The organism is Arthrobacter subterraneus, assembly GCF_900099735.1.
Classification (GTDB): Bacteria; Actinomycetota; Actinomycetes; order Actinomycetales; family Micrococcaceae; genus Arthrobacter_D; species Arthrobacter_D subterraneus.
This window is the reverse complement of the sequence record NZ_FNDT01000001.1, coordinates 614,196-631,527: the sequence shown is the minus strand read 5'-3', so window position 1 is coordinate 631,527 and position 17,332 is coordinate 614,196. Positions and strand designations below refer to the sequence as shown.

General features: G+C 64.6%; 17 protein-coding genes and 1 tRNA gene. 9 read left to right on the top strand and 9 right to left on the bottom strand.

The genetic code is table 11. The features are described 5' to 3' along the window. Nucleotides 1-2 precede the first annotated feature (2 nt). From BLS52_RS02935 to BLS52_RS02915, 5 genes are all read right to left on the bottom strand, one after another. Complete coding sequence (locus BLS52_RS02935) at nucleotides 3-848, bottom strand: carbohydrate ABC transporter permease (RefSeq protein ID WP_026545297.1); 846 nt, start codon at nucleotides 846-848, stop codon at nucleotides 3-5. Beyond that, complete coding sequence (locus BLS52_RS02930) at nucleotides 845-1,777, bottom strand: carbohydrate ABC transporter permease (RefSeq protein ID WP_051470719.1); 933 nt, start codon at nucleotides 1,775-1,777, stop codon at nucleotides 845-847. Before BLS52_RS02930 ends, BLS52_RS02935 begins: the two co-directional genes overlap by 4 nt. A gap of 29 nt (nucleotides 1,778-1,806) precedes the next feature. Continuing rightward, the gene (locus tag BLS52_RS02925; protein WP_051470718.1) at nucleotides 1,807-3,132 is read right to left on the bottom strand and encodes an extracellular solute-binding protein; all 1,326 of its coding nucleotides are present in this window, start codon (nucleotides 3,130-3,132) and stop codon (nucleotides 1,807-1,809) included. Nucleotides 3,133-3,353: 221 nt separating this feature from the next. After that, nucleotides 3,354-3,782, bottom strand: a complete 429-nt coding sequence (gene panD, locus BLS52_RS02920; RefSeq protein WP_026545294.1) for an aspartate 1-decarboxylase — start codon at nucleotides 3,780-3,782, stop codon at nucleotides 3,354-3,356. A gap of 71 nt (nucleotides 3,783-3,853) precedes the next feature. Then, complete coding sequence (locus BLS52_RS02915; protein ID WP_026545293.1) at nucleotides 3,854-4,714, bottom strand: LysR substrate-binding domain-containing protein; 861 nt, start codon at nucleotides 4,712-4,714, stop codon at nucleotides 3,854-3,856. A gap of 142 nt (nucleotides 4,715-4,856) precedes the next feature. Here BLS52_RS02915 and BLS52_RS02910 point away from each other — a divergent pair, with 142 nt between their 5' ends. After that, nucleotides 4,857-6,209, top strand: a complete 1,353-nt coding sequence (locus BLS52_RS02910) for an MFS transporter (protein ID WP_090584413.1) — start codon at nucleotides 4,857-4,859, stop codon at nucleotides 6,207-6,209. A 109-nt stretch (nucleotides 6,210-6,318) separates the two neighbouring features. After that, entirely contained in the window at nucleotides 6,319-6,657 is a 339-nt protein-coding gene (locus BLS52_RS02905; RefSeq protein WP_090584518.1) for a YnfA family protein, read from the top strand. 32 nt (nucleotides 6,658-6,689) lie between these two features. Here the strand turns inward: BLS52_RS02905 and BLS52_RS02900 are convergent. From BLS52_RS02900 to BLS52_RS02890, 3 genes are all read right to left on the bottom strand, one after another. After that, nucleotides 6,690-6,763, bottom strand: a tRNA-Gly gene (locus tag BLS52_RS02900). Nucleotides 6,764-6,863: 100 nt separating this feature from the next. Then, nucleotides 6,864-7,184, bottom strand: coding sequence for a protealysin inhibitor emfourin (locus BLS52_RS02895; protein WP_035778794.1), 321 nt, complete (start codon nucleotides 7,182-7,184; stop codon nucleotides 6,864-6,866). Further along, nucleotides 7,181-8,239, bottom strand: a complete 1,059-nt coding sequence (locus BLS52_RS02890; protein ID WP_090584412.1) for a M4 family metallopeptidase — start codon at nucleotides 8,237-8,239, stop codon at nucleotides 7,181-7,183. Before BLS52_RS02890 ends, BLS52_RS02895 begins: the two co-directional genes overlap by 4 nt. A gap of 78 nt (nucleotides 8,240-8,317) precedes the next feature. Here BLS52_RS02890 and kynA point away from each other — a divergent pair, with 78 nt between their 5' ends. Further along, nucleotides 8,318-9,172 (top strand): tryptophan 2,3-dioxygenase, encoded by an 855-nt coding sequence (kynA, locus tag BLS52_RS02885; protein WP_026545288.1) that lies wholly within the window; start codon nucleotides 8,318-8,320, stop codon nucleotides 9,170-9,172. Nucleotides 9,173-9,219: 47 nt separating this feature from the next. After that, complete coding sequence (gene dcd, locus BLS52_RS02880) at nucleotides 9,220-9,834, top strand: dCTP deaminase (RefSeq protein ID WP_090584411.1); 615 nt, start codon at nucleotides 9,220-9,222, stop codon at nucleotides 9,832-9,834. A 27-nt stretch (nucleotides 9,835-9,861) separates the two neighbouring features. Here the strand turns inward: dcd and BLS52_RS02875 are convergent, their stop codons facing one another. Next, on the bottom strand, nucleotides 9,862-11,211 hold the full coding sequence (locus tag BLS52_RS02875; protein WP_245702658.1) for an MFS transporter: 1,350 nt from the start codon (nucleotides 11,209-11,211) through the stop codon (nucleotides 9,862-9,864). A gap of 177 nt (nucleotides 11,212-11,388) precedes the next feature. Here BLS52_RS02875 and BLS52_RS02870 point away from each other — a divergent pair, with 177 nt between their 5' ends. The 5 genes from BLS52_RS02870 to BLS52_RS02850 are packed head-to-tail and all read left to right on the top strand — an operon-like array spanning nucleotide 11,389 to nucleotide 17,330. Next, nucleotides 11,389-14,394: a Na+/H+ antiporter subunit A gene (locus tag BLS52_RS02870; protein ID WP_090584409.1), complete on the top strand. Its 3,006-nt coding sequence runs from the start codon at nucleotides 11,389-11,391 to the stop codon at nucleotides 14,392-14,394. Next, nucleotides 14,391-14,882: a Na(+)/H(+) antiporter subunit C gene (locus tag BLS52_RS02865; protein WP_090584408.1), complete on the top strand. Its 492-nt coding sequence runs from the start codon at nucleotides 14,391-14,393 to the stop codon at nucleotides 14,880-14,882. Before BLS52_RS02870 ends, BLS52_RS02865 begins: the two co-directional genes overlap by 4 nt. After that, entirely contained in the window at nucleotides 14,879-16,507 is a 1,629-nt protein-coding gene (locus tag BLS52_RS02860; RefSeq protein WP_090584407.1) for a Na+/H+ antiporter subunit D, read from the top strand. The genes BLS52_RS02865 and BLS52_RS02860 overlap by 4 nt, the downstream gene beginning before the upstream one ends. Beyond that, a complete protein-coding gene (locus tag BLS52_RS02855) occupies nucleotides 16,507-17,076 on the top strand; it encodes a Na+/H+ antiporter subunit E (protein ID WP_090584517.1) in 570 nt (189 codons plus the stop codon). Before BLS52_RS02860 ends, BLS52_RS02855 begins: the two co-directional genes overlap by 1 nt. Beyond that, the gene (locus BLS52_RS02850) at nucleotides 17,073-17,330 is read left to right on the top strand and encodes an MrpF/PhaF family protein (RefSeq protein ID WP_245702657.1); all 258 of its coding nucleotides are present in this window, start codon (nucleotides 17,073-17,075) and stop codon (nucleotides 17,328-17,330) included. The genes BLS52_RS02855 and BLS52_RS02850 overlap by 4 nt, the downstream gene beginning before the upstream one ends. Nucleotides 17,331-17,332 lie beyond the last annotated feature (2 nt).

Here is a 17,332-nt window from a genome sequence, read left to right as displayed (position 1 = left end):
TCTCAACCCTTGACTGCGCCCTGGGTCAGGCCTGAAACGATTTGCCGCTGGAACAGCAATACCAGCAGCACAACCGGAATGGTGACAATGATGGCCGCCGCCGAGATGGCGCCGGTGGGGGACTCGAACTGCGAAGCCCCGGTGAAGAACGCCAACGCTGCAGGCACCGGGCGGGCTGCTTCTGTGGACGTCAGCGATATCCCATAGACGAAGTCGTTCCACGCGATGAAAAAGGCAATGATCGCGGTGGTGAACACTCCCGGAGCGGCAAGCGGAACGATCGCCTTGCGGAAGGCCTGCCAGGTGGTGGCGCCGTCAACCTGTGCCGCCTGCTCAAGTTCCCACGGAATCTGGCGGAAGAACGCTGCCAGGGTCCAGATCGAGATGGGGAGAGTCAGGGACAGGTACGGGATGATGAGCCCCAGCCAGGTGTCGTACAGCCCGATGTTCCGCCAGAGGTTGAACAGCGGGGTGACGATCGAGATGACCGGGAAGATCGACACGGCGAGCGCCGTCGTCAGGATGACCTTCTTGCCGGGGAAGTCCAACCGCGCAATCGCGTAGGCACACAGCGTAGCGAGCACAACGGCGATGAACGTCGCGATCAGCGAGATTCCAATGGAGTTCCGCAGCGCCGACAGGAACAGTTCCTGCGCGTCGCCGACCAGGATCTGCTCATAGTTGCTGAGCGTGGCCAGGCCGGGGGAGGGGAGGAACTTGCCGTTGGTCAGATCTCCGGGTGACTTGAACGAGGTGGCAAGGATGGATGCCACGGGGAACAGTGCATAGATCAGAACTGCAATGGAAATGAGCGTCCACACGAGTTTTTCGCGTCCGGATGACTTCATCGCTTTCCTCCTGTCGAGCCGGCGAGATCAACCTTGAAGATCTTGATCGCAATGAAGCTGATCAGGAGAACGCAGGCGAAGAGCAGAACCGACACCGCTGAACCCAGCCCGATCTCCAGCCTGCTGATAGACGTTCGGTACGCGAGCAGCGAGAGCACTTCCGTGCCGTACTGCCCGTTGGTCATGATGAACACGTTGTCGAAGATGCGGAAGGCATCGAGTGCCCGGAACAGGACAGCAACCATGATGGCTGCCTTCATGTTCGGGATGATGACCTTGCGCATCTGTTCCCACCAGGTGGCGCCGTCGACCTTTGCGGCTTCCGTCAGCTCGTCCGGTACCTGCGCCAGACCGGCGAGGAGAAGGAGCGAAATGAAAGGCGTGGTCTTCCAGATCTCCGAAGCCATGATGACGGGCAGCGCCGTGCTCGCCTGCGCAAACCAGTTCAGGTCCTGATCAATGCCCGGTACCCAGTTGAACCAGGAGTTGACGTAGCCGGAGCTGATGTCGAACGCATAGAACCAGGCGTAGGCGGAAACCACGGTGATGATCCCGTAGGGCACCAGGATGGCTGTGCGGAGCCAACCCCGGACTGCCTTGAGTGCCCGGTGCATCACCAGGGCAAGCGCAAAACCGAGGACAAGCTCGACGGCGACCGTCACCACGGTGATCAGGAGGGTGACGAGCAGGTCCCGCCACCAGACCGGGTCGCTCAGAATGGTCACGTAATTCTGGAAGAAGATGAACTGCCGCTCATCCGGTGCGGTCAGGCGGAACGCGTAGAGGGAGTCGAAGAAGGCCTGGATGATCGGATAGAGGGTGACCGCCAGCATGATGATGAATGCAGGCCCCGCGAGAATCCAGCCCAGGCGCCGCTCCGCTTTGGCCCTGTCGCTGTAATCGTTGTTCCGGCGGCCGTTGGTCTTCATGGCCTCCGGGTTCTCGGTGGTCGCCCTGGTCACAACAGCCTCTCCCCTCTCAGCACAGCGGTGATGAACTCCGCGGATTCTTCCGGCGTGGTTTCCGGCTCCACTCCCTCTGGTGGGGTCCAGGTCTGCTGCAAGCCGCTCGAGATCTCGTTATAGAAGGGGGTCTGCGGGCGGGGTGCTGCGTTCTCCAGTGATTCACGGATCGTTTCCGCCATCGGGAACTGCTCCTCGATGCGCGGATCCTCGTAAGCCTCGGAATTGGATGGCGGATTGCCGTTGGTCAGGAAGTACTCGGTCTGGTTTTCCGGCTGGACGATGCACTCGACAGCCTGGTACGCGAGTTCGGGGTTATCGCTGCTCGCCCCGACACCGAGGTTGATTCCCCCGAGCGGCGCCGCCGCCTCCTGGTCCTCGCTGACCCGTGGGTAGAGCGCCCAGCCGATGTCATCGAGCAGCGCCTGATCCAGGCTGCCGCCTTCGACGGCGCCCTGCGTGGCCGGCCAGACAAACGGATAGTTCACCATGAAGGAGCCGGTATCACCCTGGAACTCCGTCAGCGAGGTGCCTTCCGTGGACGTTGCCAGGCCCGGGCCGCCGAGCCCTTCGTCGCCGATGGTGCCGATGATCCGGGCGGCCTCCCGGCCGGCCTCACTGTCCAGTCCCAGCTCGATTTCGTCAGCCGGGGCCTCCGGATTCTCCAGGATGGTGCCCCCGGCCGATTCGATCAACGAATTGATCCACACGGTCATGGACTCGGCCTGCGAACCCTGGACACCAAGTTCAACGTCCTGTTCCGCGGCCACTTCCATCAGCTGGTCCCAGGTCACGGGCTGTGACATGTCGAGTCCGGCTTCCTCAGCCACTGATTCCCGGTACCAGAGAATCTGGGTGTTCGCCCAGAACGGTACGGTGACCAGTCGGTCCTCGTACATGGCTCCCGCCAATGCGCCTTCCAGGGTGTTCTCGGTGGTGCTATCGGCAATGTCCTCGGGAACCGGGGCGAGGAAGGTTGCCAGCTCGGGGACAAACGGAGGATCGATGCTCATGATGTCGAGCGAAGAGTCATTGGCCGCGAGCCGCCGCGCAAGCTGCTCGCGCTGCGCCGCTGCGTCATTGGGGAGGAGTGATGTTTCGATCCGGTATTCCCCGTCTGCCTCCTCGGTACAGCGCTGCGCGATGTCAGCCTGGCCGCCGGCGTCGGGGTTGATGTACCAGGTGAGAGTCGGTGGACCGGAATCCGCCGGTCCGCATCCGGTGAGTAGGAGGGAAGTGAGGCCCAGCGAGGTGACTGCCACTGCGACACGGCGTTCCCGTACCCGCTCTCGCTGCTGAATAATCCTGCGATTTCCCGGCATACGTACCTCGCCTCCACATCGAGTTTGGACTGCTTCCAGCCCTCCGGTTGTTCCAACCGGAGAATACGAAGCACCCTTTGTGTTCTCGACACTAAGCCCTGGGCGGCGATTCCGCTAGGAGGCGCAGTTCGCGCGGTGCGCCGGTGCCCGGGTACGGCAATGGCCCCGCAGAAACTGCGGGGCCATTCGAAGGTTTGCCGGGTGGGTTTGCCGGGAGCGTGCTAGAGAAGCGCTGCGTTGTTCAGTGCGAACGGCGGACGCTGCAGGCCCTCCGTCAAGCCTTCAGCTGGGTCATTGCCCAACTCGATGATCTTGTTGGCGGAATCGACGTGCACGATGGTGGGCACATAGGAGCGCGCCTCTTCGGTGGTCATTGCCGCATAGGTGATGAGAATGACGGTGTCGCCCTGGTGAACCAGGTGCGCTGCGGGACCGTTGATGCCGAGGACACCCGAACCGCGCTCGCCGGCGATGGTGTAGGTCTCCAGACGGGCACCGTTGGTGACGTCCACGATGGAGACCATTTCGCCGGGAAGGATGTCCGCGGCGTCCAGCAGGTCCAGGTCGACCGTCACCGAACCCACGTAGTGGAGGTCCGCGTGGGTCACCGTGGCGCGGTGGATCTTGGACTTGAACATTGTGCGATTCATCGCGTCAAGTCTACGCTGGCTGCCGCCGGTGTGCGATGTGGGGTTGGGCACGCCGCCGGCACCCGGCCGGCTCAGGAGTCAGCCGATTTCCGCAGCGCCCGGCCGAGGATGGCGCTGCTCAGTGTCTCCACCAGTTCCTGGTTTGCCAGCGGGTTGCTCTGTAGGGTGAAATCCACATCCCCGAGCGGCGGCAGGTCAAACCGGTTGGTTACCTGCACCAGGTCGTCCGGAATGAGGGACTGCGGAAAGACCGCCAGACCGATGCCCGCGCGCGCGGCCGCCAGCACGCCGTTGATCTCACGGGTGTTGCACGTGATCCGCCAGGTTCGGCCGGCCTTCTCGAGCGCCTCGATGGCCATCTGCCGGCTGAGGCTGGGCGCCTGGTAGGCGATCAGCGGGACGGGTGCGCCGTCGTCGAGCGTTGTTTTGCCGTGGCCGGCCCACACCAGGCGGTCACGCTGCACCAGGGTGCCCTCACCGGTTCCAGCCATGTACTTGATGAGGATGAGGTCCAGTTGGCCGGCGCGCAGGCGCCGCAGCAGCGGAGGGCTCTGCGACACGGTCAGCTCCAGGTTGATCTGCGGATACAGCTGTCGGAAATGGCGGAGGATGCGGGGGAGCTGGGTGATCGCAAGATCATCCGCGACACCGAAACGGAGCCGCCCGCGCATCGCCGAGCCCGAGAAATAGGCGAGCGCCTGTTCCTGCGCCGCGAGGATGGTGCGCGCGAACCCCGCCATCGCGTCGCCGTTGTCGGTCAGGCGCACCTCCCGGGTATCCCGGGCAATCAGCATCCTGCCGGCCGCCTTCTCCAGCTTCCGGACGTGCTGGCTGACTGTGGGCTGGCTCAGGCCCAGCCGCGCGGCGGCCCCGGTAAAACTGTGCGTTTCCGCGACCGCGAGAAAGGACTTCAGCTGGAGCGAATCAAACACGGACGGCCCTTCCCTCATGTTTATTACGTTCTGCAATAGTACTTATAAGCCTGATCACTGTTCCTAATGTGACCGGCGCTGGTTAGCGTTGAATGGTCCCACTCCTTCCAGCCGTCACCCGAACTAGCTCAGGAACACTCTCTTGGCACCCCCACCACCCTCCGCGCCCGCCGGAGACGCGACTCTGACCGCTCCGATCGCCGTGATTCACCAGCGCCCCGCCTGGCGGGACACGTTCATCTCCCTGCGCATCCCCAACTTCCGCCTCTTCGCCATATCCCACCTGATTGCCGTCGTCGCGCTCTGGATGCAGCGCATCGCGCAGGACTGGATGGTGCTCGAACTGTCCGGGTCGGTGACCGCGGTCGGGATTACGGTGGCACTGCAGTTTGCGCCGATGCTGATCCTTGGACCGTGGGGAGGGGTGGTTGCCGACCGCTGTTCCAAGCGCGTGCTCCTCATCATTTCGCAGAGCGTTGCCGCCCTGATGGCTGCAACCATGGCCGTGCTGTCACTGACCGGGGCCATCGAGGTATGGCACGTCTACCTCATTGCCCTCGTGCTGGGCCTGGTCACAGTGGTGGATGCGCCGGCACGGCAGGTCTTCGTCAATGACCTCGTGGGCGCCACCTACCTGCGCAACGCCATCAGCCTCAACTCCTCGATCTTCCAGCTCGGAGCCATGGTGGGTCCGGCCGTCAGCGGTTTGCTGATTGTCGCTGTCGGGAGCGGCTGGGCGTTCGCCATCAATGCGCTCGCCTGCACCTACACGGTGCTGACCCTGTGCCGGCTGCGTACGGACCAGCTCAACACCACCGCCCCCGCCGCTCGTTCAAAGGGACAGCTGCGCGAGGGTGCCCGGTATCTCGCCGGCAAGCCGGCGATTTTCTGGACCACCGTCTGCGCGGCGTTTGTCGCGGTGTTTGCGCTCAGCACTCCGGTGCTCCTGGCGGCCTTTGCCGACGACGTCTTCGAGTCCGGCGCGGGTGGCTATGGGCTGCTCAATACGGCGCTCGCGAGCGGGTCGCTGGTGGGAGCCCTCGCATCAACAAGGCGGACCCAGTTGCGATTGCGTGGGGTGCTCGGCGGGATGACCGCGTTCGGCGGGTTCATGGTGCTTGCCGCGTATGTTCCCAGCCAGCTCGCGTTCACCGCGCTGATGTTCTGTGCCGGTATCGGATGCCTGTGGTTTGTCACCGGAGCCAACCAGCTTGTCCAGGTTTCCACGAACCTTGCCATCCGCGGCCGCGTCATGAGCCTGTACATGATGGTGCTCATCGGCGGCCAGGCGCTGGGCGGTCCTATGGTCGGCTGGCTCGCGGAGAATATCGGCGCGCAGGCAACAATGGTGGTGGCGGGCGGGGTTCCGGTGCTGGCGGCGGGGTGCATCGCCGTCGTACTTGCCCGCCGGGGCCAGCTCACGGTGCGCTTCCGCTGGACACGTTCACCGCACGAACGACGCCGGCTGGTTGCGATCGTGCCGAAGGTTTCGTAGCCGGGCCGCCGGTCCGCTTCCCCAGGGAAATAAGGTCCGCTTCCGCAGGGAAATAAGGTCCGCTTCCGCAGGGAACAAGGTCCGCTTCCGCAGGGAAATAATGGGGACCATGAACGTGCTCCTTGTGGTTGTGCTCTTTGCCGTTGCAGCGTTGGCCGAAATCGGGGGTGCCTGGCTTGTCTGGCAGAGCATTCGGGAGGGCCGGCCATGGTGGTGGGCCGGATTGGGCGTGATGGCCCTCGGTGCCTACGGATTCGTGGCGACGCTCCAGCCGGAAGCGCACTTCGGCCGGATTCTCGCGGCCTATGGAGGCGTATTTGTTGCGGGTTCCCTCGCGTGGGGAATCGTTCTGGACGGGTTCCGTCCGGACCGCTGGGACCTGGTGGGCAGTGCCGTCTGCCTGATCGGCGTCGCCGTGATCATGTTCGGCCCCCGGACGACGGGCTGAGCCATGATTCTTTTCTGGAGCGGATTCTTTTCTGGAGCGGGCGACGGGAATCGAACCCGCGTATCGAGCTTGGGAAGCTAGCGCTCTACCATTGAGCTACGCCCGCATGCGGCCTGAACCGCTCCATAAACACTACAACATCTCCCGGGTGGCCTGATGACGTGACCTGATGACACAGGTGACGGAGCAGCCGCTGCGTGACGGACTCAGGTGTGGCCCCCTGGTTCCTCCGCTGGCTCGTCAGGCAGTTCTTCCGCCGGCTCCTCGGGCGGCGCGTTGCGGGCACGTTCGAGCAGTTCCTTCCAGGGGCCCTGGACGGCGCTCTCGGGGACCGTCGCATCGCGGTAGCCCACCACCACGATGTGGTAGATGAAGCGGTCCCGTTGGAGGGTCTCTGCGTTCTCCGCCTCGGCCTGCTCCAGGAGAGGCAGCCAGCGCTCCTCAGCCTCGGCGGGACTCACCTCGACACTCCAGGTACGGGACAACCCGGCGAAGCCGCCGGACCGCGAGACCTCGATGCGGGTCACAGCACATCCACCTCCCGCCAGGCGTACCCGACAGCCTCCACCTCCGGTGAACCTTCACCGAAGCGGGCCTTCGCCGCGTCCACTGTCACGTCCGCGAACCGGGAGAAGGTGCAGTCCTCGGGAACGTTTCCACCGGTCGCGGCGTCATACCAGATCTGGCCTGCCCGTTCCCAGGCGTAGCCGCCCAGCCGGGTTGCGGCGATATAGAACGCGTGATTCGGGATACCGGAATTGATGTGGACACCGCCGTTGTCAGACGTAGTTTCCACATAATCGGCCATGGTGGCGGGCTGCGGGTCCTTGCCCAGGACGTCGTCGTCGTGAGCGGTTCCGGGCGCCTTCAGCGAGCGCAGCGCGCGCCCCTGCACCTGATCGGTGAAGATGCCCTCCCCGACCAGCCAGCCGGCGGTATCAGCGGACTCGCCGCGCACCCGCTGCTCCACCAGCACACCGAAGACGTCCGAGACCGACTCATTGAGAGCTCCCGACTGGCCCTGGTACCGCAGGTTGGAGGTGTATTGGGTGAACCCGTGTGCGAGCTCGTGGCCGATGACGGTGAGCGAGGCGGTGAACCGGCCGAAGATCTCGCCGTCGCCGTCTCCGAAGACCATCCGGAAGCCGTCCCAGAAGGCGTTGTCATACCGCTGGCCGTAGTGCACGGTGGCGTCCAGCGGCAGCCCGGCATCGTCGATCGAGGACCTTCCGTATACCTCCTGAAAGAGCCCGTAGGTTGCACCGAGACCGTCATAGGCTTCATCTACCGCTACGTCTCCCACCGGTGGATCGCCCTCCCGGCGGACAGCCTCTCCCGGCAGGGTCTCGGTGCCGTACGCGTCCGAAATAGTTCGGCGCAGAGCGAGCACGACGGCGGTGCCGGCTCCGCGCGAAGGATCCCGCGGAGCTGTGGCTCTCGCACTGTGGATCGGGTCCAGCTGCACCAGCGCCCGCCGTGCCGCCGCCGCGGCGTTGTGGTGCCGGGGGTCTTCCAGGCCGGCAAGCCTGGACAACAGATAGGGCGGAACGATGCTGCAGCGGGTATGCACGGGTGCGTTCATGCGGCCTCCTTGGTTGGGTCCAACCTAGTTGCCGCCTCTGACAGTCTTCAATGTCCAGCTAAGAACTAGGCTGGGGCCATGAGTGTGGAGCGGAACACCCGGGATCTCGAGGCCGGCATTGAGAAGGACTTCTCGCAGAAGATGAGCTACGGCTCGTACCTGGCGCTGGATGCGCTGCTGAGCGCACAGCATCCAGTCAGCCGGCCGGAGCACCATGACGAGATGCTGTTCATCATCCAGCACCAGACCTCCGAGCTCTGGCTGAAGCTCGTCCTGCATGAGCTTGGCGCGGTCCGGACGCGCCTGCGCAGCGATGACCTGCGGGCAGCGATGAAGGGCATCGCCCGGATCAAGCACATCCAGCGGTCCCTCACCGAACAGTGGTCCGTGCTGGCGACGCTGACGCCGTCGGAGTATGCGGAATTCCGTGGTGCGCTCCAGGCGGCCAGCGGTTTCCAGTCCTACCAGTACCGCGCCGTCGAATTCCTGCTGGGCAACAAGAACGCGGCGATGCTGCAGGTCTTCGAAAGTGACCCTGAGGCCCGGGAGCTTCTGTCCCGGCTGCTGCACGAGACGAGCATCTATGACGAGTTCACCCGCTACCTGTCCCGGCGCGGCTACGCTATCCCGGCGGAGCTGCTTGAGCGGGACGTCACCCAGGCACACGAATTCAACCCCGCTCTGGTGCAGGTCTACAAGGAGGTCTACGAAGACTCCGCCGGGCACTGGGATGTCTATGAGGCGTGCGAGGAACTCGTGGACCTGGAGGACAACTTCCAGCTGTGGCGGTTCAGGCACCTGAAGACGGTGGAGCGCACCATCGGCTACAAGAGCGGAACCGGCGGCTCGAGCGGGGTCGGTTTCCTCCAGAAGGCCCTGGAGCTGACGTTCTTCCCCGAATTGTTTGCGGTGAGAACCGAGATCGGGCGCTGAGCTTCGCCGATGAATCTGCGGCAATCCTCGTACGGTATTTTTAGACGGTGCTGATCTCAGACCGCGACATCCGAACCGAAATTGCCGCCGAGCGCATTCTCCTCGATCCCTATGATCCCGCGATGGTCCAGCCGTCGAGCGTGGACGTCCGCATCGACCGGTTCTTCCGGCTCTTCGACAACCACAAGTACGCCCACATCGATCCGGCCGAGAACCAGCCGGACCTGACGCGCCTGGTCGAAGTGGCTCCGGATGAGCCGTTCATCCTGCACCCGGGGGAGTTTGTCCTCGGTTCCACCTATGAGATGGTCACCCTGCCCGATGACATCGCTGCGCGGCTCGAAGGCAAGTCATCGCTGGGCCGTCTGGGGCTGCTCACCCACTCAACCGCCGGGTTCATCGACCCGGGCTTCTCCGGCCACGTCACCCTGGAGCTGTCCAATATGGCAACGTTGCCCATCAAGCTCTGGCCGGGTTCCAAGATCGGTCAGCTGTGCTTCTTCAAGCTCACCTCGCCCGCGGAGCACTCGTACGGCTCCGGCACGTACGGCAACCGTTACCAGGGTCAGAGGGGCCCGACGGCGTCGCGCAGCCACCTGAATTTCCACCGCACTCCCATTACGGAGGGCTCGGCGGAGCAGGAACCCGCTGCCGGCGCCTGACAGCAGAACTCAGGGCGCAGACACGGTTCAGGGAGCAGGAACGACGGCGGGAGGCACCTTTGCCGGCGGCTTCACCGGCAGCAGCACCAACAGTCCCGCAAGCAGCACCACCAGGATCCCGATGATCCCGAACCGCTGTTCGCCGAAGATGCCGATGAAGAGGGAGAACAATGCCGGAGCCAGGAAACTGACGGCGCGCCCTGTAGTTGCATAGAGGCCGAACATCTCGCCCTCCTCACCGGCGGGGGACAGACGTGCAAGGTACGCACGCGACGAGGCCTGCGCCGGCCCCACAAACAGGGTCAGCAGAAGCCCGAAAACCCAGAACGTGGTGTCACCGCTCCACTGCACCCCGAAGAACTCGTAGTCCGCCGCACCCAGTACCAGAACCGCCGTGCCGGACACCAGCAGCCCGATCAGCGCCACGATGATCACCAGCTTGGGGCCCACGCGGTCGTCGAAGAAGCCTCCGATCACTGCACCGACCGCTGCGATGACGTTGCCGACGATCGCGAAGAGGATCACCTCGCTGAGCGCGAAGCCGAAGGTTCCCGCCGCGATCACGCCGCCGAACGTGAACACCGCCGCAAGGCCGTCGCGGAAGATGGCGCTCGCGAGGAGGAAAAAGATGGTGTGCGGGCTGGTCCGGTAGATCGCCTTGATGCGGCGGAAGAGCAGGCCGTAGGACGCAAGGAAGCCTAGCCGGTCGGCGTTCCGCTGGCGCGGGACTTCCGGCACGGCGAACATCACCGGTAGCGCGAACGCGAGGAACCAGAGTGCGGAGAACACGGCAACCAGCCGGATGTTGAGGGCGTCCTCAGTGCTGGAACCGAACCAGTCGAAGACCGGCTGAACAAAAGCAACCAGCACAATCACCAGGGCCGCAATGCCGCCCACATAGCCCATCGCCCAACCGAAACCGCTGACGCGGCCGATACTGGACGGCGTGGAGATCTGCGCAAGCATCGCGTTGTAGTTGACGCCGGCGAATTCGAAGAAGATGTTGGCCGCCGCGATCAGCGCGACGCCCAGGAGCAGCAGCTCCGGCCGCGGGAAGACAAAGAAACACAGCGCGGTCAGGACGGCTACTGCGAGGCTGTTCACTCCGAGCCAGAGCTTCCGGCGGCCGCCTACATCGGATCGCTGGCCCGTCACGGGTGCCAGCAGGGCAATGAACAGGCCCGCGACCGCCAGGCCGGCTCCAAGCACCCCGGATGCATAGGCCTCGCCGCCGAACGCGTCCGAGGTCAGGTAGACGGTGAACACGAACGTGGTCATGACGGCATTGAACGCGGCGGAGCCCCAGTCCCAGGAAGCCCATGCAAGTACGGGCCTGGACAGTAGACGGCCGGCGGGCCGGCGGGGTTCCGTGCTCATACGCTGCATGCTATCTGCTGGGGGAGTTCAACCGTCTGAGCCCCGCTTTTTATTCCGGGTGCCGGCCGCTTGAGCGGAGGGCTGAACGGGGCCGGAGTATAAGCATGCCGCGGGTAGAATGGAGAACGCCCTTGACCGTCAGCAGACCGTCTCTACAGGAGAGATCAGGAGATCATCGTGCTACTCGTGCTCATCGCCCTCTTCGCGGTGGCCGGGATAGCGCCCCTGATCTTCCGGCTCATGGGACGGTCGGCGTTCTACGTCCTTTCAGCCGTTCCGGCGGCGGGTTTCATCTGGCTGCTGATGACCTTCGGCGCGTACACCGGCACCGGGCAGGGTCTCGGCAGCGGCCAGCCCAACGCACCGCCGTCCGTCGTCGTTCCCTGGATCCCCCAGCTCCAGCTCGAGCTGGCGTTCCGGATGGACGCCCTATCGGCCGTGCTCAGCATCCTGGTCCTCGGCGTCGGGTCCCTCGTGCTGTTCTACTGCGCCCGCTACTTCAAACAGGACGACGCGGACATCGGACCGTTCGGCGCGCACCTGCTTGCGTTCGCCGGCGCCATGTTCGGGCTCGTGATTGCCGACGACCTCATCCTCCTGTTCATCTTCTGGGAACTCACCACGGTGCTGTCCTATCTGCTCATCGGGTACTCACGGCACCGGCTGTCCGCCAGGCGGGCTGCGTTGCAGGCGCTCATTGTGACAACGCTCGGCGGCCTGGCCATGCTCGTCGGTCTGATCCTCCTGGGACAGTCGGCGGGAACCTACCGGATGTCGGACATCCTCGCCCGCGCAGAGGCGCTTACCGGCCCGATGGTTGAGACCGCCTTCGTGCTCATCCTGGTGGGCGCGCTGTCCAAGTCAGCGCTGGTGCCGTTTCACTTCTGGCTTCCGAGCGCCATGGCGGCGCCCACACCGGTCAGCGCGTATCTCCATGCCGCAGCCATGGTGAAGGCGGGCATCTACCTGGTCGCCAGATTCGCGCCCGGCTTCTCCGAGCATGCTGTGTGGGCGCCGATTGTGCTCGCTTTCGGGCTGGTGACGATGATCTTCGGGGGCTGGCAGGCCCTGCGCCAGCATGACCTGAAGCTCCTGCTGGCGTATGGGACGGTGAGCCAGCTCGGGTTCCTGACCATGGTGGTTGGTCTCGGGGGCCAGGAGGCGGCGCTCGCCGGCCTCGGTCTCCTGCTGGCGCACGGTTTCTTCAAGGCAACGCTGTTCCTGGTGGTCGGCATCATCGACCACCAGGCCGGCACCCGCGACATCCGCAAGCTGTGCGGTATCGGCCGCTCGGCGCCCTTGCTCGCCTCGGTCGCTGTCCTCGCCGCCGCATCCATGGCCGGCCTGCCACCGCTGCTGGGTTTCGTGGCGAAGGAGTCCGTGCTCGAAGCGTTCGTCCATCAGGCAGAAGACGGTCCGTCCGGCGCGGTGGTCCTGGCAGGGATGGTCCTCGGCTCGATGCTGACCTTCGCCTACAGCGCCCGTTTCATCTGGGGCGGGTTTGCACGGAAGTCAGCAATGCCCACACCATTCAAACGGGTGGAGCCCTCCTTCCTCTTTGCCCCGGCGCTGCTTGCTGCCGCCTCCGTGGTATTCGGACTGCTGCCGGTGCCGCTGGACGCAGCTGTCCAGCCGTACGTGAGTCTGTTCCCGCCGGTGGAGGAGACACCCCACCTGCTGCTGTGGCACGGCGTCACGCCGGCACTGTTCCTCTCCCTGGCCACCATCGGCGGCGGCCTCGTCCTGTTCCTGCTGCGCGAGCGGTTCGAACGGCTGCAGACAAGGATGGCGACAAACATCGACGCCGAACAGAACTACAAGTTCGTGATCGGCGTCCTCGATGATGTCGCCGTCTGGCTGACCGGCCGGACCCAGCGTGGTTCCCTGGCGTTCTACCTGTTCGTGATCCTGACGATGGCGATCCTCACCCCGCTCTCTGCGCTGATCCTCTTCAATGCGCCGGTGCCGCAGGAATGGTATCTGGCGGACTCACCCGCCCAGCTGATTGCCGGCGTCGTCGTCATCCTGGGCGCGTTGGCCGCACTGCGCGCCAACAAGCGGTTCATGGCCGTCATCATGGTGGGACTTACCGGCTACGGCATCGCGCTCATCTTCGCGCTGCAGGGCGCCCCGGACCTGGCGTTGACGCAGCTTCTGGTCGAAACCATTGTGCTGGTTGCCTTCGTGCTGGCGCTCAGATCGCTGCCCGCGCGCCTGTGGCAGCGGGAAACCGGCCGGAAATACCGGGTGCTGCGGGCAGTGCTGGGAATCTCCTTTGGCCTGGTGATGGCCGCCATTGCCATGTCTGCAATGGCTTCCCGGGTGGCGGAGCCAATCTCGCGGAGCTTCCCCTCGCTGGCGTACGACGACGGCGGCGGCGCCAACATTGTCAACGTCACCCTGGTGGACATCAGGGCCTGGGACACCTTCGGTGAGATCAGCGTGCTCGCCATCGCAGCCACCGGTGTTGCGAGCCTCATCTTCATCCGGGGCCGTGGCGACGGCCGGTTGCGTGCGGACGGCGTCAAGAGCGGAACTGTAGGCCGGAACCGGGAACCGATCGATGCCTACGGACGGGAAGCCGCGGCCCTTGAGCTGGCGAAAAAGTTCGCGAGCTCCGCCAACGATGCCTGGCTTGTCGCCGGACGGACGCTCGCTCCGGAGCGGCGCTCCATCATCTTCGAGGTGGTTACGCGGCTGCTGTTCCACTCGATCATCGTTTTTTCGATCTACCTGCTGATCGCCGGGCACAACCTGCCCGGCGGGGGCTTTGCCGGCGGTCTGATGGCGGGGCTGGCGCTGACCATCCGCTACCTTGCGGGCGGGCGGTTCGAGCTGGCTGAGGCAACCCCCGTCAGCGCAGGGCTGCTGTTGGGCGGGGGCCTGGCTACCGCAGCGCTCACCGCGATTGTGCCGGTGTTCCTCGGCGGCCAGGTGTTCCAGAGCGCAATCCTCGAGTTCACCTGGCCCGTCTTCGGAGACATCAAGTTCGTCACCTCCACCATCTTCGACATCGGGGTCTACCTGGTGGTGGTGGGGCTGGTTCTTGACGTGCTGCGCAGCCTCGGCTCGGAAATCGATGAACGCAGCGAGGGTCAGACCGCAACCATCGACGCCGGAACGCCTGAACCGGCGGCGGAACAAGAAGAGTCCAGGGGTCCAAAGGAAGAGGTGGTTCCGTGAGCGTCAACATCACGCTGCTGGTGATCATGGCCGCCCTCTTTGCTGCCGGGATCTACCTTCTGCTGGAACGAAGCCTGACCCGGGTCCTGCTCGGTCTGATCCTCGTCGCGAACGGCGCGAACATGCTGCTTCTCGCCGGCGGCGGACCGGCGGGGAAAGCGCCCCTGTATTCGGCCGGCATCCCTGCCGAGGATTACAGCGACCCCCTGCCGCAGGCGCTGATCCTCACCTCGATTGTCATCTCCTTCGCGGTGACGGCGTTCATGCTCGGCATCATCTACCGGTCATGGGTCCTCGGCCGCCAGGACGAGGTCCAGGACGACATCGAGGACCGCCGGGTGGCGTCGCAGAGCAGCTTCGATGCTGAGGATGACGCAGAGATTCCCGTGGAGACCACTGAATTCACTCCGGTTGAAGAGGCGGAGGAAGCACCCGGCGCGCAGCGCGGACCCAGCACCCGGACCACTACACGGAGGGAGAAGCGATGAATGTAGCCAACCTTGCGCCGCTGGCGGTTGTGCTGCCGTTCCTCGGCGCGGCCATGGCCTTCCTTCTCATCCGCCACTCCCGGTCACAGCGCGCGGTGAGCATCGGTACGTTGAGCGTCACGCTGCTGATCGAGGCGTTCCTTCTCGTGGACGCAAGCGCGAGAGGAACCACGGCGGTCTTCATCGGGGGATGGGCAGCACCGTTCGGCATCACGATGGTGGTGGACCAGTTCTCCGCGCTGATGCTGGTGGTCTCCTCCGCGGTGAGCCTGGCGGTCCTGATCTACGCCACCGGCCAGGGCATGACCGACGGCGATGAGGACGGCCCGATCTCGATCTTCCACCCCACCTACCTGATTCTGGTGGCCGGTGTTTCCAACGCCTTCCTGGCGGGTGACCTGTTCAACCTGTACGTCGGATTCGAAATCCTGCTTACGTCCAGTTATGTGTTGATGACCCTCGGCGGCACCACCCCGCGCATCCGTGCCGGGGTGACCTACGTCGTCGTCAGCGTGGTGTCATCGATGCTGTTCCTGATCAGCATCGGCATGATCTACGCCGCCACGGGCACCATCAACATGGCCGACCTGGCTCTGAAACTGGCCGACATAGATCCCGCCACGCAAATGATCCTCCATCTGATGCTGCTGGTGGCCTTCGGCATCAAAGCGGCAGTCTTCCCGCTGTCGTTCTGGCTGCCCGACTCCTACCCGACAGCGCCGGCGCCGGTTACTGCGGTGTTCGCAGGCCTGCTGACGAAGGTCGGCGTGTACGCGATGGTCCGCACTGAAACGCTGCTGTTCCCTGGCGACCGGATCAATACGCTTCTCATGGTGGTCGCGATGCTCACCATGATTGTGGGGATTCTCGGCGCGCTCGCACAGTCGGATATCAAACGTATGCTCTCCTTCACGCTCGTCAGCCACATCGGCTACATGGTGTTCGGGCTTGCCATCTCCACCGTCATCGGTCTCGGAGCCGCGGTGTACTACGTGGCGCACCACATCATTGTGCAGACCAGCCTGTTCCTCGTGACGGGCCTCATCGAACGCCGCGGCGGAACTGCCAACATGGACAGGCTCGGCGGGCTCGCGAAAATCTCCCCCTTCCTGGCACTGCTGTTCTTTGTACCCGGCATGAACCTCGCAGGCATACCGCCGTTCTCCGGGTTCCTCGGGAAGCTCGGCCTGCTGCAGGCAGGCGTGGAGCTCGGTACGCCGCTGGCCTTTGTGCTGGTGGGAGCAAGCGTGACAACCAGCCTCCTGACCCTGCTGGTGATTGCGCGGGTATGGAACCGCGCGTTCTGGCGCAGGCCCGAGGACGCTACGCACCCGGACCCGATCCTGATGTCCACCTCACACGACGGGTCCGCCGCCACCACCTCGGGGAAGGTCACCGGACACAGCACCGGGAAGTTTGCGGGCCGGAACGCCGTGGACCTGCTCCCGCGCACCATGGTGGGAGCCACGGCCGGGCTGGTCCTGCTCGGCGTCAGCCTGACCGTCATGGGCGGGCCCCTGTTCGCGCTGAGCGACCAGGCGGCGCAGCAGATGCTGGAGCGGACGCCCTATATTGACGCGGTCCTCGGTGAGGGAGCCACCGAAGCGGCAGGAACCACACCATGATGACCAGGCAACGCATCCCGCTCCTCGTTGAACTTCCACTGCTGGTCTGGCTTGTGCTGGTGTGGGGAGCCCTCTGGCAGGATTTCAGCCCGGGCAACCTGCTGTTCGGCGCGCTGATCGCGTTCGCCGTTGCCAACCTGCTCTACCTCCCGCCGGTTGAACTGGGCGGGCGGTTCAACCTGCTGTACGCCGTCGGGTTTGCCGGCAGGTTCCTCTACCAGTTGGTCCTCGCCAGCGTCCAGGTCTTCTGGCTGGCGCTCACCCGCGGCCCCCACCTGAAGAACGCGGTGGTTGCGGTGCGGCTGCGCAGTCCCTCTGACCTGCTGGTGACGGCCACCGGGCACGCACTCTCGCTGATCCCCGGGTCCCTCGTGGTGGAGGTGGACCGATCCACCTCCACCCTGTACCTGCACTGCCTGAACGTCGTTACCAGCGAGGACGCGGAGAACGTCCGCCGGAATGTGCGGCGGACCGAGGAATGGCTGATCCGGGCAATGGGCTCACGCGAGGATCTCGCACGGCTGGGCATGCCTGCGCCGCATCACCTCGACGGAAGGGGACACCAGTGACCATCCTGTTCGGCATTGTGGCCGTCATCCTCGGATTCTCGGCGCTCTGCGCCATCTACCGGGTGGCACGCGGACCCTCGATCCTTGACCGAGTACTGGCTGTCGATGTGCTGCTCGCCATTGTGGGCGGCGCACTGGCGGCGGACATGGTGTTCAACGGTCACACCAACAGCCTGGTGATCCTGGTGGCGACCTCGGTCATCGGGTTTATCGCTTCCGTGACGGTGGCCCGGTTCGTCACGGAGAGGAAGTGAAC

Bases quoted from the DNA above. Each gene is read 5' to 3' on its own strand.
- BLS52_RS02935 (WP_026545297.1), bottom strand. From the start codon at position 848: ATGAAGTCATCCGGACGCGAAAAACTCGTGTGGACGCTCATTTCCATT.
- BLS52_RS02930 (WP_051470719.1), bottom strand. From the start codon at position 1,777: ATGAAGACCAACGGCCGCCGGAACAACGATTACAGCGACAGGGCCAAA.
- BLS52_RS02925 (WP_051470718.1), bottom strand. From the start codon at position 3,132: ATGCCGGGAAATCGCAGGATTATTCAGCAGCGAGAGCGGGTACGGGAA.
- panD (WP_026545294.1), bottom strand. From the start codon at position 3,782: ATGAATCGCACAATGTTCAAGTCCAAGATCCACCGCGCCACGGTGACC.
- BLS52_RS02905 (WP_090584518.1), top strand. From the start codon at position 6,319: ATGAACGTGCTCCTTGTGGTTGTGCTCTTTGCCGTTGCAGCGTTGGCC.
- BLS52_RS02890 (WP_090584412.1), bottom strand. From the start codon at position 8,239: ATGAACGCACCCGTGCATACCCGCTGCAGCATCGTTCCGCCCTATCTG.
- kynA (WP_026545288.1), top strand. From the start codon at position 8,318: ATGAGTGTGGAGCGGAACACCCGGGATCTCGAGGCCGGCATTGAGAAG.
- BLS52_RS02875 (WP_245702658.1), bottom strand. From the start codon at position 11,211: ATGAGCACGGAACCCCGCCGGCCCGCCGGCCGTCTACTGTCCAGGCCC.
- BLS52_RS02860 (WP_090584407.1), top strand. From the start codon at position 14,879: ATGAATGTAGCCAACCTTGCGCCGCTGGCGGTTGTGCTGCCGTTCCTC.
- BLS52_RS02855 (WP_090584517.1), top strand. From the start codon at position 16,507: ATGACCAGGCAACGCATCCCGCTCCTCGTTGAACTTCCACTGCTGGTC.